Source organism: Vibrio qingdaonensis, from assembly GCF_026191675.1.
Lineage (GTDB): Bacteria > Pseudomonadota > Gammaproteobacteria > Enterobacterales > Vibrionaceae > Vibrio > Vibrio qingdaonensis.
On record NZ_JAKRRY010000127.1, the window covers coordinates 1 to 985 of the forward strand.

The following is a 985-nucleotide window of genomic DNA, read 5'->3' on the forward strand; positions in this document are numbered from 1 at the left end:
CCCAGACCATGACCAAGACGACCGACGTCGTTCCCTAGTGCGCCGTTGGCTTCTAGCACTTTCCACATGGCGTTATAAATATCAGTGGTGGTGGCGCCCGGTTTCGCCGCTTCAAAACCTTTAGTGGTGGCTTCATAGGTGGCGCGATACGCGGCTTTGGTTTGTTCACTGGCGTGACCAAATGCCCAGTTGCGGTCGAAATCAGAGAAGTAACCATCGCGTACCGCGCCCGTATCGATAATCAGCACATCGCCCGGTTCAATAATGCGGTCGGTCGGGCCCATAATGATGCTGTCATAGCCGTCAGGACCGGAGCCAGCAATGATGTACGGACACTCATCGGCACCTTCTAGCAACATATCAATGCGGAACTGCTTACAGATTTCACGCTCAGACATACCTGCTTTAGCGTAAGTAGGGATTTTGTCGAAGGCGACGTTAGTGATGCGGCATATTTCACGTGTTTTTTCGATTTCCGCTTGAGATTTAATCTGGCGAAGACCGTGCATTTCTAGAGAGACATCCACGAAGTCTTTTTTCACCATGGTGGTGAGTTTTAAGTAGTTATTCACTGGCATACGCAGGTGAGATTCAATCCCTAACGTTGCGCCTACGCGGCCATGCTTACACGGTAGAGAGTTCAATGCGCTGGCGACGAGGCTAATGCCGTCATCTTCAGGTCTTGGAGATGGCCAAGTAATGATGTTATCAATCCACGTACCGGCCATACCGCTTGCGCCGATTTCAGGGATGATGGCAATAGGTTTGCCTTCGGCAGGCACGATGACAAACCAAGGGCGTGTTGGGCTGTGCCAAAACTGGGTATGAAAGCCGGTGAAGTAACGAACATTAGGCTCGGTGGTGAAAATCATGGCATCGAGTTGTTTGTCATGCATGACTTTTTGAGCACGTAACGTTCTGTTTTCAAACTCCGCCAGTTCAAAGCCTCGGTTTAAGTAGTTAGTCATCAAGTGTTACCCCTGTT

1 protein-coding gene is annotated in these 985 nt (G+C 50.2%); it reads right to left on the bottom strand.

Features of this window, described 5'->3' with window-relative positions:
* The coding region (locus MD535_RS25620; RefSeq protein WP_265678109.1) for a M24 family metallopeptidase at positions 1-968 on the bottom strand (968 nt) is incomplete at its 3' end.
* Positions 969-985: the final 17 nt, after the last annotated feature.